The following is a 14,743-nucleotide window of genomic DNA, read 5'->3' as shown; positions in this document are numbered from 1 at the left end:
CCTTTTGGAACCTGGGCGATGTCTAGTTCGATACCGGCGTCAGGGGGTGACGGCCGGTTTGTGATGGATGTTGCGGACTATTTCCTGGATGAGCGGGTTCTCCTGCTCCACGAACTTGAACTTAAGGTCCAGCATCCTCATTACGTAAAGGACGAACGGGTACTGCTTGCCGCCCAAAGTGCCCCAAAGGTGGTTCACCTCCTCCAGAGTGGGGGAGTAGAGATCGAAGATGAGCTTGAATGTCTCCAACCGGTCCAAAGGGTTGATGGGAACGCTGGAACTGGTGATGGATGAGGGGTCGACGTTGTCCTGGGTAAGGAAGTTTTTGAACTGGAAGAAACGTATGGCCCGGGAAAGAACGGAGAGTCCGTTTACGTAGTCGGTGTGCGTCGCCGTCATCAGGATCAGGAAATTCAGGAACACGGGAGGGTTCTCGTAGCTCGCCGTGAGCGTCACGTTGTTGCGGACGTAGTTGGGGACGTTTTTCAGCGTCTTTTCCTCTTTCACGTTTACCGCCGACAGGTAGAGCTTGTCCCGTGTCAGCCCCCCCCGGATCCACTACCCAAGAGGTCCGACATGTTGCCGAGGCTCACCGAATCGGGGTCGTTGTACACGTCGCTCATGTGCTTGTTCAGCTCATTCATTACAATTGTCAGTGCATGAGAGATCATGAGTGCGCTCAGGTCCTGTCCATAATCCGTCTGCCGGTTCCGGGGACGGATGCGGATTATTTAAAATGTGCTGTAAATGCGGGATGCTACGTGGGTGGAGCAGTTGTGTCGATTGCGGGGTCCTGGCTGGTCATCTAATGAATGGGTAATTCCCTCCCAGATGAGCACTGGCAATTGCAATCTATAATTAGACCAATATAATCTAGCCGCGATTGCATCGGTGTCAACTGGAGGAGTGAAGATTCAGGGGCTGGGGTCAGGGGGCAGGGGGCCGTAAAGTCTCCCTTTGCGAAGGGGGATTTAGGGGGATTTGCTTTATGGAGCGGGCGAACAAAGGCATTCACCACAGAGGTTCACAGAGGGACACAGAGGAGAACCAAACGTCAAAGGATCATACAGGGATGAAAGGGATGAAAACAAAAACAACAACTGGTTTAACCGGTGAGTCTTTTGTGGTTTGTAGTTATCCCCTGTATCCCCTTCATCCCTGTTAGGTGTTTTTGAGGTTTTAGTTGTCAATTGTCAATTGTCAATCGTCAATTGGTTTCATCCGTCAATTGGTTTCATCACTATGAACAACGCCCGGAATTCCGCGATCTTGGTCTCGCCGTTGAAAAGGTCGGCCTCACCCGCGATCTTTCTTTCGCTTTGCCGGATGGCCCTCGCTTCAGCGCGCACCACGCCTTCGCGCACCGCCACCAGAAATTTCAGGCTCATCTCCACGGTGACGAAGTCGGTTCCCTCCGGCACCATACTCTTTATCGCCATGGCAACAGCGGTATCTGCCAGCGCGGTAACCGCTCCTCCGTGCATGAGCCCCTTTCCCTGGGCGAGCTTCAGTTTGAAGGGCATAGTCAGAAGCGCGCGCCCGTCCTTTGCTTCCTCTATCTGCATGCCGAGATACTCTTCGAACGGCGCACAGGCGATCCATTTGGGAAGCTGAAACTGCGGGTGATTGATAACCATGTCGTCGTCATAGTTGTACATGCGTCCTCTTTCTCTGATCTGTAGTGAGCCTGGCGTCGCGACAACTTACTACCGACTCCATACTTGGAGCAATACCTTATTGCTTCATATTCATGTTCGTTACTCTGCGATACCTGGAGCTAGGTTTTGGCTGTTGGCGTTCGCCTTTCAGCATGAAAGCAATTAAACCCAATCTTTTCGGACAGAAGGATATACTGGTCCCCAGTTAGGTTAAGTTATCCCGAAGACCACTGTCCGTAGTTAATTTAAGCTCGACAATCAAGGGGAATAAAGGTCATGGCAGTCGGTTGGTCCCGGGATGGGGCGGTGCAGGAACAAATAGATGCTACGGTGGAAGCCGCAGTCCAACTCGCTAAGAGCCGGCTCCCTGCCGGGGAAAGTTTAACCTATTGCGAGGAATGCGAGGCCGCCATACCTGAAGCGCGTCGCAAGGCTGTGCCGGGCGTACGCTATTGTGTCAGCTGCCAATCGGAAATCGAAAAGAGGCAGAAGGCGGAGACGCTCTACAATCGTAGAGGCAGCAAGGACAGTCAGTTGAAGTAATTATTACGGCGTACGCTCTAGCTCCATATCCAGCCGCTTCAACTGTTTCAGCTTGGTAGCAAGGTCCCTGTTCTCCGCATCAACCGCTTCCTTGGCGTTCGACAAACTCCTGCTCTGGGCCTTCAGGTTCTCGGCCACATCAACCAACTCCAGCAGCGGCTCGGCCTGGACGGCCCAACTGCTCCTGGGGAAGTCCCGCTTTAGCCGTTTCAACAACTGAATCCCCCTCTCGGATGCAGGCCTCTCCATACTAGGATTCATCGAGAGCAGGGCGAGGCGGAAGAGCGCCTCGTCGGTCACTCCAGGGACATCGCGCTGGTTGACGATGGTTTTGAGCCTCCTGGCGGCGCCTTGCGTGTCTTTGCGTTGGATGGCCCTGACCGCCTGGTCCAACTGTCTCCCCATCATCTTTCTCCAGGACCAGGCCTCGGTCGCGTGCTGGGTCGATTCTTTCATTTGAGGCCCGGTTGGCTGCCTTCCCTCCTGGTGCTGCATCGTGGCGCAGCCGCTTAACAGACTCACGGCCAGCACGACGGCGACAAAGGGGAAGGAAACCATGTCCCATCCGCTCCGAAAAAAATTCCCCGACCTTTTGCCCTTGAAGCTGTCCATGGCCCTGGCGACCTCCGCGGCAGCGGGCGCCTGACCCGAACCGCAAAGTATGGTCGAAATGGTAATTGTGGTGACCGACGCGGGGCGGTGGGGGCTCAATGGGTCGGCATCCTCTTCCGCCGCGCCGGGGTTCAGCACCGCCGGCACCTCGGTCTCGAAGCGGTCTATCACCCTTTTGGAAAAGCTTTCAACCCTGTCCGGCGGCACTGCGACAATGAAGCTGTCACCCCCGACATGGCCAAGGAAACCATCGGCGCAACCGTGCTCGATGGCTGCGCGGCGGAGCAGGTTGCCGGTCAGATGCAGCAAATCCGCGGCCTTTCGGAATCCATGCTGAGCCACCACAACATCCAAGGCGTTCATTCGTATATCGCACAAGGCACACCCCGTTCCCCTTTGCACCTGTTCTTCTATGAATATCTCGGTGGTCAGGTCTCCGGCATGCTGCTTTGGGCCAAAGTTCAGGTTTTCGAGTTCGGCAAGTTTTTTGGTCATAGTGGTGACATCGTCAGCCAGATCGAGAATCTCGTCGTTCGCCTGTATTTGTGGAGGAAAAGAGAAGTCACCTGACAAAGCGCGGTGGGTAGCGAGCTGCAACTTTCTGGTTGCGCGGAAAATGCGGTTGGTGACCCAGGGAGCAATCCAGGCGGTAAGCAAGAAGCCGGCGCAGGCAATTATGATGGTCCACTTGATCGCGGACTTCCGCTGAAGTTCGGCGTGTTCTATCACGGCATGCAGCTTCGCCTGGCGCTTCACGTACACGCTGTTTATCGATTCGAAGAGCTGGGCCGCGGATGCCCTATGCGAGGCCGGGTCTGCGGGATTACCCCCGAGAAGCCTTTGCGCCGCCTGCTGGTAAGTTAGGTAGTTTCTTTTCAATTCAGCCAGGTCCTGGATCGGCCCTGTCTGTTCCAGTATCCTCAGATTGGCCACAAACTCCCTTTCGCGAGTACGGAATAGGTCGACAAAAGCGGAGTCTTTGAGGATGGCGTATTTACCCGCGTAGCGCTCCTGCGCTTGCAACGAAGCACGCAACTTTATCAGGGCGCTGATGGCGGGGAGGTCCCTATAGGTGATCTCGCGGGCGGTCTTGTTGATCGCCGTCAGGTTCAGCGCCGAAAAAAAGAGCGCCAAAATGGTGAAGGCTGCCATAGCGGCGTAGCCGGAACCTATTCGGGCTATCAGGAAGAAGGGGGATTTGCGCTTTGAAGAACGCTGGTACGCATTCAACAGGGTATGAACAGCTTCTTTTTCCGCAGGATCGACCATGGCCGCCCCTCCCATATTTGTCGCACCTACCTGCGCATTACCCCTTCTGCAGCGCAGTTGCCAGCCTGCTTTCAGGTATCCAAAAAAATGGATGTCCGCGCCTTGACACACCTCGGACGCTCTATACTCTTTACCAGATTATAAAATTCTAACCAGTCTAAAGGCTCAAGTAGCAAGAACCGGAGCGAAGGAGGGGGAGATGCCTAAAAGGGTTAGTCGCGATTATAGAAAAACTACTCCAGCGAAGTTCTTATCATTTTGTCAGAAGGTGAAGCGCTGTCTGACGGACAACCCGAACTACCCCGACTCGGTATGGGGGGGCAATGTGGCGGTCCGGCAGCAGCTTTTCGAGAAGGTGGACGCCATTGCGGTGTCGTACGGCTTGGCCAGTAATGGTGATCGGATCCTGATTCGCGAGCGGGACAGGCTGATGCAGGAGATAATGACTCTTTTAGATGAGGTCGCGCCGCTGCTGGAATCAGCATCGGTACGGAACCCCGATGCCCTTTTGACCACCGGATTCACCATCTCCCAGGAGCGCAGAGCCCACAGTAGGACGCCAAAGCTACCCCTGACCTCTCCGACTGATTTTACCGTTGTCAACTCAGGGGACCCGAGGAGGGCAATCGGTAGCGCCACGGCAATGCCCGGCGCGCTCAACAATGAAATCCAGTTGAACAGGAAGGACCCCTCCTTGGAGGAAGACTGGTTCCACAAGGCGATCTTCCCGGATGCACGGAACATGGTCATGGACAACCTTGAACCTGGAAACACCTTCTTTCGAATGAGGCATCATGGACAGGATGGGCCTGGTCCCTGGTCTGCTGTCATGAGCGCGACCATCTCCTGAACCGCTCGCTAAAGTACCCGCCTGTACATCATCCTGGGGGTGCCACCATGGCACCCCCGATTCCCACCACCCATCAAGTCATCTTTTTGCCTTCGATTCCGTCGGTACTTCCCTCCTTATCCTTTTGCCCAGCCTGACTTTTTTTAGCCGTGAAAAGCAGTTAGAGTCTTATCCCCCCCATGACGAAACTCGTACCCGCGACTCCGAAACTCGTACCCGCGACTCCGAAACTCGTACCCGCGACTCCGAAGCTCGTACCTTCGACTCCGAAGCTCGTACCTTCGACTCCGAAGCTTGTACCTTCGACTCCGAAGCTCGTACCCCCGACTGCGAAGCTCGTACCCGCGACTCCGAAGCTCGTACCTTCGACTCCGAAGCTCGTACCTTCGACTCCGAAGCTCGTACCTTCGACTGCGAAGCTCGTACCTTCGACTCCGAAGCTCGTACCCCCGACTGCGAAGCTCGTACCCTCGACTACGAAGCTCGTACCCGCGACTGCGAAGCTTATACCCACGACTGCGAAGCTCGTACGCCCGCCTCGCGTAACCGTGCCACGAAGTAAGCGGGGTAGATTGTTGGTGTTAAGTTAGTACTCGGTCAAGGGACAGGAGGCTAAAGATGGATCTACTGAGACAAAAATCGTGGTCTCCTATTGCATAGGTGCAGCAATAGGAGTTCTTAGCTGGTTTGCCTTTGCCACCGCCGACAGGCAGATCGGTATCACCACTGCTTTTGAATACAGCGCTGTACTTGCCGAAAAGCAGTTGCTCCCAACCTGCCGGGCAGAACCGCCTACTATGCCGAGAAGGCCTAGGGGGGACATATGGGTTCAAGAGGTCAGCGGCGCGAACGAAGCGGAGCTTGAGCGGGCAAACGAAAGAAGGCTTCCATTTCTGGAAGCCTTCTGCCACTCAAATCGCTGTCGGAATTTGGCGGGAAGCGTTACTGCCGCACTCTCCTCCTGGCTAAGGCAAGCCCTGCCAAGCCGGCACCGAGAAGGATGATGGTGGAGGGTTCCGGTATCGGCGGCGTAGTATCCCCGGTGGTGAAATTTAAATTATCGAACGCGCCGTAGGTAGGAAATTCCATGAACTGGACCGTAAAAAAGATGTCGGAGATGTTCGGTGCAGCAACAGTCAAGGTCTCGTAAACATTTAAAACCGAAGTGGTATCGGTCCCCAAAAGATGTCCAAGGGCATCATAGGCTTTCATGTAACCGATCCCGGTGGTTCCAAATCCCTCAGGGGCGGCCGTGAGGATTGTATCAATACTCACCGAATTTTGAGCTGTGGCAAATGTCGCCCGGATTGTACCGAACCTGTTGTCGAAGCCTGGGTAGGTCGATTGGAAAATCGACACGACGTTGGGGTTTGATTCACTCATTGTTGGGAACGTCCCGTTGGCATAGATATCCCCACCGTATTGCCCATTGAGAAGTTTGGTGAAGGTCACCCCTGAGTAATGGTTGTTGATCACCGTGCCGGCTGCCACATCGTCAAAGTTGATGAGGACAGCCCGTGCATGAACAGGCAGACCAACCAGAAACGACAAAACCGTCAAGAACACTAATGATTTGACTGTCATAGTACCCCCCCCCTTTTTTTTGGTTACTGAATCGCCGCCCCAAAGTACACAGAAGTTCAGTAGAGCAATGTTTGTGCCCGATGGAACGCTGTTTTGTAAGTACGCGACAACCGCCGCGGAATTAGATAAAGCACCGAAAAACAGAGGTAAATGAGGCTGAAATTGCGGCACGATATGCAAGCTAATCCGACACGGTCGTAAAGAAGTCCGACGCCAGGCTTCCGCTTGCCTAAATTGCCTAAATATTCCTGGAGAGTTAGAATATCCCTTCTAGCAGCCATGCGTGATAGCGTGCAGCGGTGAAGCCAAAAAGGTAGCTCTTATGGAAAAACTCACAATAACAAGCAGACTTTTGCGCATGGTTACCAGCGCACTGCTGGTTTTCTTGGCCACGGTAGTGGGAGTGAAGCTGCTGCAGCCCTTGGGCCTACGTCACCCTTTACTGATTTATTATCCTGCAGTTGCCGTGTCGGCGATTTACCTCGGGCTGGAAGGGGGACTGACGGCGACGCTTCTGTCGGCACTTTCGGCGGCATACTTCTCAATCGAGCCGCGCTCGAATTTTGCTATACGAGACTTCGAGGAGCAACTCTACGTCGCCGTCTTCGTGCTGGAAGGGTGCATCATCTCGTATGCCGCCTACAAGATGCGTCGCGCTGAAACCGCAGAAGCGCAGATAAAAATCGCCAAGGAAAGAACGCTGGCGGCTGAAAGACTGGAGGAAAGCGAGATACGTCTGCGCCTGGCACTGGAGGGCGCCAAGATGGGTATGTGGACTTTGGATGTGACGTCGAATCAATGCGAGTTGAGCGACCAGGAATACGATCTGCTGGGCGACACCAAGGGAGGAGGCCTGGAGCCGGTTGATGCTTTCTTTGAGAGGGTACATCCCGATGACCGCGAGGAATTCAAACGCCTCCTTAGTGAGGTGCTGGATCACGGAGACAATTTTTCCCATGAATTCCGCATCGTCCGTCCGGATGGCGAAATCCGTTGGCTCGCCGCACGAGCGCGGTTATCACGCAGTCGAAAGGGAAAGCCAATTCGGATGCATGGGGTCAACTATGACGTCACTTCCCAAAGAAGGTTTGAGGAGCAACTCCGACACAGCGAGAACGAAGCGCGTGCTCGAGCAAACGAGTTAGCAGTATTAATGGATACCGTGCCAGCCATCACCTTCATAGCACACGACCCCGAATGCCGGGATATGTCGGGAAGTCGCAAGTCTCGTGAAATGCTACGCGTACCAGAGGGGAAAAGCGTATCGGCGTCTGCCCCCGAGGGCGAGTTCGCAAACAGTTTCCATGGGTTCAAGGACGGCAGAGAGCTCTCCCCGGAGGAACTTCCCGTCCAGATGGCTGCGAGGGGGCAGGAAGTACATGATTACGAGCTTACCCTTGTCTTCAACGACGGAACATCTTGTGAGGTTATTGGCAATGCAGTGCCGCTTTTCGATGGCGCAGGCAAGGCCCGTGGCGCAATCGGGGCTTTCCTTGACATCACCGAGCAGAAAAGGATCCAGCGGGAACTGGAAAAGGTCCGCGACGAACTGGATAAACGGGTGAAGGAACGGACGGCCGAGTTGCGCCAAGCCCTTGAGACCTTACAAAGGGAGACCGAGGAGCGCATCGAGAGCGTGAACCTGCTGATACATCAGAGCCGTCTGGCGGCAATGGGGGAGATGATCGGCTACATAGCGCATCAGTGGCGTCAGCCTCTTAACATCATGGGCTTAATCGTTCAGGAAATGCCGATGGTGTACGGGGGTGGCGAATTCACGGAGGAATACCTGAAAGCGCAGATGGATAAGGCGAGGCAACTTGTTATGCACATGTCCGCAACTATCGACGATTTCAGGGATTTCTTCAAGCCGAGCAAGGAAAAAGAGGTCTTTAAGGCCGGGGAGATGATAAGGAAAACGCTCGCCCTTATAGAAGGTGTCCTAAAAACCCAGCAGATCACGGTTCATGCAGACCAATCGGGGGATCCTGATATCTACGGCTACATCGGAGAGTGCTGCCAAGTGCTGCTCAGCCTTCTGGTAAACTCGCGGGACGCCTTTCTGGCCCGCGAGGAGATAGCGAACCGTGCCATCACGATCAGGACCTTTTCTGAGGACGGCAAGACGGTCCTCACTATCTCGGACAATGCGGGCGGAATACCCGAAGAGATTAGGGACAAGATCTTTGATGCCTATTTCACGACTAAACCCCCGGAGAAGGGGACCGGGCTCGGGCTGTCCTTGGCGCGAAAGATAATCGAGAAACGGATGAACGGGAGGTTCACCTTTCGTGACATAGTTGACGGTGCAGAGTTCAGGATCGAGATTGACAGCAAACCCGCTGCCTGAAGGAGAAGACCAAGATGGATCTCACCTCAGGACAACATACGGATCCGGAAATACCCGGAAGGCGCGGGCGGACAGTGTATTCCTCCTTGCGGCAGTCATTGACGGCACTGCTCTTCCTGCTGGTCCTGGCCGTGATAGGTTGCCTTGTCGCTAACCGGATATATGAGGGATATCTGGCCGGCAAAGAACGCGGATCTGCCGCAATCCTCCTCGGCACCAAGGGATATGCGTTGTCGGCCGGCATCACCAGGAGGGTCGCACTCCTGGAAGGGCTTTATGCCTTTACCGAGGCGAATACTTCTGAGTCGGATTTCGGGAGACGGTTCGACGTTTATGCCGCTGGGCTCCATGCGGGGGCCAAGGACGTTCGCCTTTTTGCCATAACCAGGGAAGGCGTCATCCGTTACCTTTACCCGGTCAAAGGAAACGAGCGGGCGATGGAACTTGATCTGTTTCTCGCTCCACTAACGCGGGAAGATGCCTTAAGGACTTTGAACAGCCGGGGCACCACTCTGAGCAACCCCTATGAATTGCGTCAAGGAGGCCTCGGAGTGGTGGCGCGCAAAGCGGTCTTCGCCAAGGGGGAGTTCTGGGGGTTCGCGACCTTGGTCATCGATATCCCGTCAGTTCTCGCAGAGGCGGGACTGGATCGTCAAGATCGCCTTGACATGACGGTGCGGGATCGAGCCGGGAAGGTTTTTTACGGTGACGCCGGGATATTCGCCAAGTCGCCGGTCATGCTGCACATCGGGCTTCCTGAAGGCTACTGGGAACTTGCAGCCGTTCCAAAAGGCGGATGGGAGGCTCCCGTCCGCAGAGATCTCCTGATCTTCAGGCTGGGGACCTTTTTTACTGCGTCCTGTCTCGCTTTCATTGTCTTCCAGATTTACGATCGGCAACGGCGCCTCCGCAATGCGGTTCAAGAGCGGACGGCGGCGCTGAAGGAGATCGAAAATTATAACCGTACCTTGTTCGAACTCTCTCCTATCGGCCTTGCCCTATGCAGCATGGACGGTGTGCTCGTGGACGTGAACACTGCTTATGCCGACATTTTGGGGAGAACAGTCGCAGAGACGCTGGGACTTAGCTATTGGGAGATAACTCCTGAGAAATACGAGGACCAGGAAAGAATGCGACTTGAACGGCTCGAAACGGTGGGCTTTTATGGTCCGTACGAGAAGGAGTACTGCCGCAGGGACGGCCGCTTGGTCCCGGTCCGGCTCCATGGTCGCATCATTGAACGTAACAAAGCCCGTTTCATCTGGTCCAGCGTCGAGGATATCACCGATCGCAAACATGCCGAGGCCGAGATTAAACGCGAGCACGCCTTCTCGGAAGCTCTTATCGACAGCCTTCCCGGTGTCGTCTATCTATACGACCAGGAGATGAACTTCCTCAGGTGGAACAAAAACTTCGAGCGGGTTACCGGTTATGCGCCGGAAGAGATCTTGCGTCTGCAGCCGCTGGACTTTTTCGTAGAAAAGGATAAGGCGCTGCTCCAGAGCAGGATACAAGAGGTCTTCGTCAAAGGGGCGTCGAATGTGGAGGCCGGGTTCGTGGCCAAAGACGGCAGCAGCGCCCCATACTTCTTCACCGGTTTGAGAACCGAGATCGATGGCAAGACCTGTTTGATAGGGATAGGGATCGACATCTCCGACCGCAAACGTTTAGAGGAAGAACTGACCGCCCTGAACCTCAATCTTGAGACCCGCGTAGCGGAGCGGACCCAGGAACTGAACGAGAAGAGCGCCCAGCTCGCAGCCGCCAACGAGAAGCTCAAGGAAGTCGACCGCCTGAAGTCGATGTTCATCGCGTCCATGAGCCACGAGCTGCGCACCCCGCTGAATTCGGTGATAGGGTATTCGAGCATCATCCTCAATGAGTGGCTCGGACCTCTGCAGCCGACCCAGAAGGAGAATCTGGCCATCGTACTGCGCGCCGGCAAGCACCTCCTTTCCCTGATAAACGACGTCATCGACGTTTCCAAGATCGAAGCGGGTCAAATCGAGGTACATAATGAGGAGTTCGACCTCTTCGATCTGGTGCAGGAGGCGGCCCAGCAGCTGGAGCCCGAAATCAGGGGTAAGGGGTTGGCCTTTCCCGTCACCAATATCCACCTGCAACTGCTGGCCGACCGGCGCCGGCTGCTGCAGGCTGTGTTGAACCTGCTCAGTAATGCCATGAAGTACACGGTAGAAGGATCGATTCAGCTCGCAGTAAATTTCGATGGGACCTGGGCCGAAATCTCCGTGGCCGACTCCGGGATAGGCATCAGCGAGCAGGATGCCAAGCTGGTGTTTCAGCCCTTCCGACGGCTTGACTCTTCGCTCAGGGGAACGGTTTCCGGAACCGGGCTTGGCCTCTACCTTACCAACAAGCTGGTGAGGGAGGTGCTGGGGGGGACGATAACTTTTGTCAGCGCCGTCGGACAAGGTTCGACCTTTACCATCCGGATTCCGGTCACGGTCGGCGCCGATGCAGAGGCGAAGGAACGCGTGTCCTGATCGTCTAAGGCTGGCAGCCTTTTATCGGGTGGACTGGAACATCAGGGAGTATGAAGTTATGAAGCAGGTACTGGTTATCGAAGACAATCGGGACAACCTTGGCTTGATCAGGTTCGCTCTGGAACGGGCAGGCTACAAGGTGACCTCCGCCGAAACAGGAGCCGCGGGGGTAAGTGTTGCCTTGGAATCGAGCTTCGATCTCATCATCGTCGACATCAACCTCCCGGATTTCGACGGGTATGAGGTTACGCGCCGAATCCGCAAAGCGTCGCCTGACAAGGCGGCCCCGATCGTGGCCATCACTTCCAACGCCATGACGGGCGATCGGGAGAAGACCTTGGCGGCCGGCTGCGACGGCTATTTCGAAAAGCCCATCGATCCGATTACCATCGTCGAGCAGATCGAGAAGGCTGTGGGAATTTCCCGCGCCACTAAATGAATGGAGTCTGACAATGAAATTGCTCGTCGTTGACGACAACAGTAATGATCGAAAACTGTTGCGCTTAACCCTGGAGCACCACGGTTTTGAGACCATCTGGGAAGCCAGCAACGGCGAGGAGGCCTATGAGACGGCTCAGATCAACAAGCCGGACCTGATCATCTCGGACGCCTTGATGCCGCGGATGGATGGATTTCAGTTCCTGCGTCTGATCAAGATGGAACCGGAACTCAAAGACATCCCGTTTATCTTCTACTCCGCCGTCTATACCGGCTACAAGGAAGAGGAACTGGCCCTCTCGCTCGGTGCCGAGACTTTTATCGTTAAGCCGAAGGAGCCGGAAGAGTTGTGGAACCTCATTGCTGCCGTCCTGGAGAAACTATCGGCAGGGAAAAAAGCAAGCCAGTACGTTGAGCCCGTGGAAGAGGAAAAGCACTTCCTCAAAAAGTATGACGAAATCGTAACGGCGAAGCTCGAGGAGAAGGTCGGGGAGCTTCAAGACGCTCTGACCCGTCTTAAGGAGGCCGAAGCGGTCTTATTAAAAACAAATGAAGAGTTGGAAAAACGGGTCGCCGGGCGGACCAGGGAACTGGAAATAAATCGTTCGGAACTTGCCGCGCAAAACGTGGAACTGTCGAAAACCTATCACGATTTGGAGACTCAAACGGCGGAACGGATCCGGGCGATGGAAGAACTCCGGGAAAAGGACCAGATGCTGACTCAGCAGAGCCGAGTGGCGGCGATGGGTGAGATGCTGAGCAACATTGCCCATCACTGGCGCCAACCGCTCAACGTCGTCGCACTGAAGCTTCAGGAACTGGAAATGGTCAAGGAATTGGACCATGAATTCCTTGATGCCAACGTCGGCGAAGCCCTGAAAATCATCTTTCAATTGTCCAAGACTATCGATGATTTCCGTGTTTTCTCTGCTCCCGACACACAGAAGTCATTGTTCAATGTGGAACAGATTATAGCGAAAGCAGTTTCTTTCATAGAAGAAAGTTTCAAGGAACAGCAAATTGCCATAGATGTCAGTTCAACTGGTCAACCTCAAGTTGACGGGTATTCAAACGAATTTGGTCAGGTGATCTTGAACATACTGTTGAACGCCAGGGATACCATTTTTGAGAGACGGACGCTCAATGCCCGGGTTGCCGTGCGTTCATGGACAGAAAATGGCAGGGTAGTAGTAACGATTACCGACACAGCCGGAGGCATCGAGGAAGGAATCATCGGTAAAATATTTGACCCCTTTTTTACAACCAAAGCCCAGGGGAAGGGATCCGGGGTCGGTCTGTTCATGTCCAAAACGATCATCGAGACAAAAATGGGGGGGCGTTTAACCGCTCGGAATGTCAACGACGGTGCAGAGTTCAGGATCGAGATCTGAAATGAAAAGGGCCGTGGCGTAATGCCGCGGCCCTTTCTTTCTATGGAATGCCGGTTAGATCTTATGCTGCCTTGCGCTTGCGCCACACAGCCAGACCCGCGAGCCCTGCGCCTAGCAGAAGTATGGTGGACGGCTCGGGCACGGCAGGCGGAGCTTCTTCATCGATATAGAAGTTGTCCATGCCGAAGCAGTCCACACGAGGCCCGGAGGTGAACCAGAACGCCTTGATGTCGTCGAACTGCGAGCCGAGGAAGACCTGGGTAGCGGGGAAGCCCCAATTTTCCGCGGGGAGCGTTTCGAAGTAGTTGCTGGAGACCCCGTCGGTAGAGGCGTGGATGTAGGCCTGCTCGTTGCCTGTCGCCAAAGACCCGCCGACCTCGGTATTGCTCGTGAGTACGAAGTAATTCAAATCGAAAGCTGAACCGTCGAGTTTCGTTACCAGGATCTTCGTGAGGGTGCCGTAATCGCCGGTGGCCCAGTGACCATGTATGACGTCGTTGCTGGCGTTATAGTAGTCACCGATGTAGGAGCTGAAGGAGGTAGCCGATTGGTCTATGAACCTCAGTCTGAATCCCCCCTCGTCGTAATAGGCCACGTTGCTGAAGTTCAAGCTGTTGTTGGTGGTGCCGGTCGAGCTATCGGCCAATACCACTGTCCCGCCCGTAAAGTTGATCTGGACGGCCCCTGCCGGAACTGCGACAGCTAAAAGCGCTACAGACAGACACAATTTGACGATGATCTTGCTGGTAGCCTTCATAGCCTTCCTCCCTGTTCCTTTGGATTTGACAAAAAGTGGGTAGGCAGCAAATATAGAGCCAAGCACTTAAACACCTTAAATGTCTGTGTTAGGGTAAGCGCAGACCGCGGCATGATGTTAAGTAAATCGACGTTCTTTCAATACTTTGTAAGAGACATCGACAGTTTTTGCTCATAAGGGTGTGGCTATGTCAGAACGACAAGATTTGTGTCAGCGTCTGGCTGGAAGTTGATCTTTTGTTTGTGAGTAGTTTCCAATTCAAAGAAAGGCAGGTAGACTCCTACTGAGCATTTCCACGTTGAAAGGGAGGAGCGTATGCAAGACACATTAGTGCAGCGAGCTTACACTGCTGTCGTGGAGCATTTCAAGAAGACGGGGCGGGCACCGCACTACACCGAACTCGCGGGAACTCTCAGGGTGTCGCCCGAAGAAGCGAGGCAGGCACAGCACAAGGCGGCCGAGTCCGTCATAGGCTGCTGGTTCGTCAAAGACACGGATCTGGTCGAGTCCTGGGCGCCTTTTTCCAATGTACCGACCCAATACCGTGTGACGGTCGAGGGACAGCAGAAGTGGTACGGCCAGTGAGGCCTCGAAGTGCTGGCCGTGCGCTGGCTATTTCCCAATACCGAGATCCGTATCGACACCAATTGCCTTGACTGCGGGGAACCGATCACCATCAGGATGCGTGACAACGAGATACTGGAGGTCAATCCGCCAATGGTAGCAGGGCACATGAATATCCCGTTCTCGAAGGCGTTGACGGGAGAAGTGACATGGGGCTCGGCTT

General features: G+C 54.6%; 13 protein-coding genes. 8 read left to right on the top strand and 5 right to left on the bottom strand.

The window, feature by feature from the left end:
- Positions 1–39: 39 nt before the first annotated feature.
- Both GBEM_RS12705 and GBEM_RS12700 read right to left on the bottom strand, forming a co-directional pair.
- Complete coding sequence (locus GBEM_RS12705; RefSeq protein ID WP_264175515.1) at positions 40–507, bottom strand: DUF4255 domain-containing protein; 468 nt, start codon at positions 505–507, stop codon at positions 40–42.
- A gap of 710 nt (positions 508–1,217) precedes the next feature.
- On the bottom strand, positions 1,218–1,658 hold the full coding sequence (locus tag GBEM_RS12700) for a PaaI family thioesterase (RefSeq protein WP_012530972.1): 441 nt from the start codon (positions 1,656–1,658) through the stop codon (positions 1,218–1,220).
- Between the two features lie 276 nt (positions 1,659–1,934).
- Between GBEM_RS12700 and GBEM_RS12695 the strand changes: the two genes are divergently transcribed.
- Positions 1,935–2,201 (top strand): DksA/TraR family C4-type zinc finger protein, encoded by a 267-nt coding sequence (locus GBEM_RS12695; RefSeq protein ID WP_012530971.1) that lies wholly within the window; start codon positions 1,935–1,937, stop codon positions 2,199–2,201.
- A 3-nt stretch (positions 2,202–2,204) separates the two neighbouring features.
- Here GBEM_RS12695 and GBEM_RS12690 read toward each other — a convergent pair whose 3' ends face one another.
- Positions 2,205–4,082 (bottom strand): methyl-accepting chemotaxis protein, encoded by a 1,878-nt coding sequence (locus GBEM_RS12690; RefSeq protein WP_012530970.1) that lies wholly within the window; start codon positions 4,080–4,082, stop codon positions 2,205–2,207.
- Positions 4,083–4,281: 199 nt separating this feature from the next.
- Here GBEM_RS12690 and GBEM_RS12685 point away from each other — a divergent pair, with 199 nt between their 5' ends.
- Together GBEM_RS12685 and GBEM_RS21255 are read left to right on the top strand one after the other, a co-directional pair.
- Complete coding sequence (locus GBEM_RS12685; protein ID WP_012530969.1) at positions 4,282–4,932, top strand: hypothetical protein; 651 nt, start codon at positions 4,282–4,284, stop codon at positions 4,930–4,932.
- 124 nt (positions 4,933–5,056) lie between these two features.
- Positions 5,057–5,494: a hypothetical protein gene (locus tag GBEM_RS21255; RefSeq protein ID WP_148212912.1), complete on the top strand. Its 438-nt coding sequence runs from the start codon at positions 5,057–5,059 to the stop codon at positions 5,492–5,494.
- 380 nt (positions 5,495–5,874) lie between these two features.
- On the opposite strand, the gene GBEM_RS12675 is transcribed toward GBEM_RS21255, so the two are convergent.
- Positions 5,875–6,516: a PEP-CTERM sorting domain-containing protein gene (locus GBEM_RS12675; protein WP_012530968.1), complete on the bottom strand. Its 642-nt coding sequence runs from the start codon at positions 6,514–6,516 to the stop codon at positions 5,875–5,877.
- Between the two features lie 322 nt (positions 6,517–6,838).
- Between GBEM_RS12675 and GBEM_RS20420 the strand changes: the two genes are divergently transcribed.
- From GBEM_RS20420 to GBEM_RS12655, 4 genes are read left to right on the top strand one after another with little or no spacing between them, the layout of a single operon-like run.
- Positions 6,839–8,866 (top strand): PAS domain-containing protein, encoded by a 2,028-nt coding sequence (locus GBEM_RS20420; protein WP_012530967.1) that lies wholly within the window; start codon positions 6,839–6,841, stop codon positions 8,864–8,866.
- 14 nt (positions 8,867–8,880) lie between these two features.
- The gene (locus GBEM_RS20415) at positions 8,881–11,370 is read left to right on the top strand and encodes a PAS domain S-box protein (RefSeq protein ID WP_012530966.1); all 2,490 of its coding nucleotides are present in this window, start codon (positions 8,881–8,883) and stop codon (positions 11,368–11,370) included.
- Between the two features lie 58 nt (positions 11,371–11,428).
- Positions 11,429–11,809: a response regulator gene (locus GBEM_RS12660; protein ID WP_012530965.1), complete on the top strand. Its 381-nt coding sequence runs from the start codon at positions 11,429–11,431 to the stop codon at positions 11,807–11,809.
- 13 nt (positions 11,810–11,822) lie between these two features.
- Positions 11,823–13,199, top strand: a complete 1,377-nt coding sequence (locus GBEM_RS12655) for a response regulator (protein ID WP_012530964.1) — start codon at positions 11,823–11,825, stop codon at positions 13,197–13,199.
- 61 nt (positions 13,200–13,260) lie between these two features.
- Here GBEM_RS12655 and GBEM_RS21810 read toward each other — a convergent pair whose 3' ends face one another.
- Positions 13,261–13,956 (bottom strand): PEP-CTERM sorting domain-containing protein, encoded by a 696-nt coding sequence (locus tag GBEM_RS21810; protein WP_012530963.1) that lies wholly within the window; start codon positions 13,954–13,956, stop codon positions 13,261–13,263.
- 315 nt (positions 13,957–14,271) lie between these two features.
- Between GBEM_RS21810 and GBEM_RS12650 the strand changes: the two genes are divergently transcribed.
- Positions 14,272–14,541 (top strand): hypothetical protein, encoded by a 270-nt coding sequence (locus GBEM_RS12650; protein ID WP_041262756.1) that lies wholly within the window; start codon positions 14,272–14,274, stop codon positions 14,539–14,541.
- Positions 14,542–14,743 lie beyond the last annotated feature (202 nt).

This window comes from Citrifermentans bemidjiense Bem, assembly GCF_000020725.1.
Taxonomy (GTDB): Bacteria; Desulfobacterota; Desulfuromonadia; order Geobacterales; family Geobacteraceae; genus Geomonas; species Geomonas bemidjiensis.
Note: the sequence above shows the minus strand (reverse complement) of the source record. Positions and strands in the feature narration are given on the sequence as shown.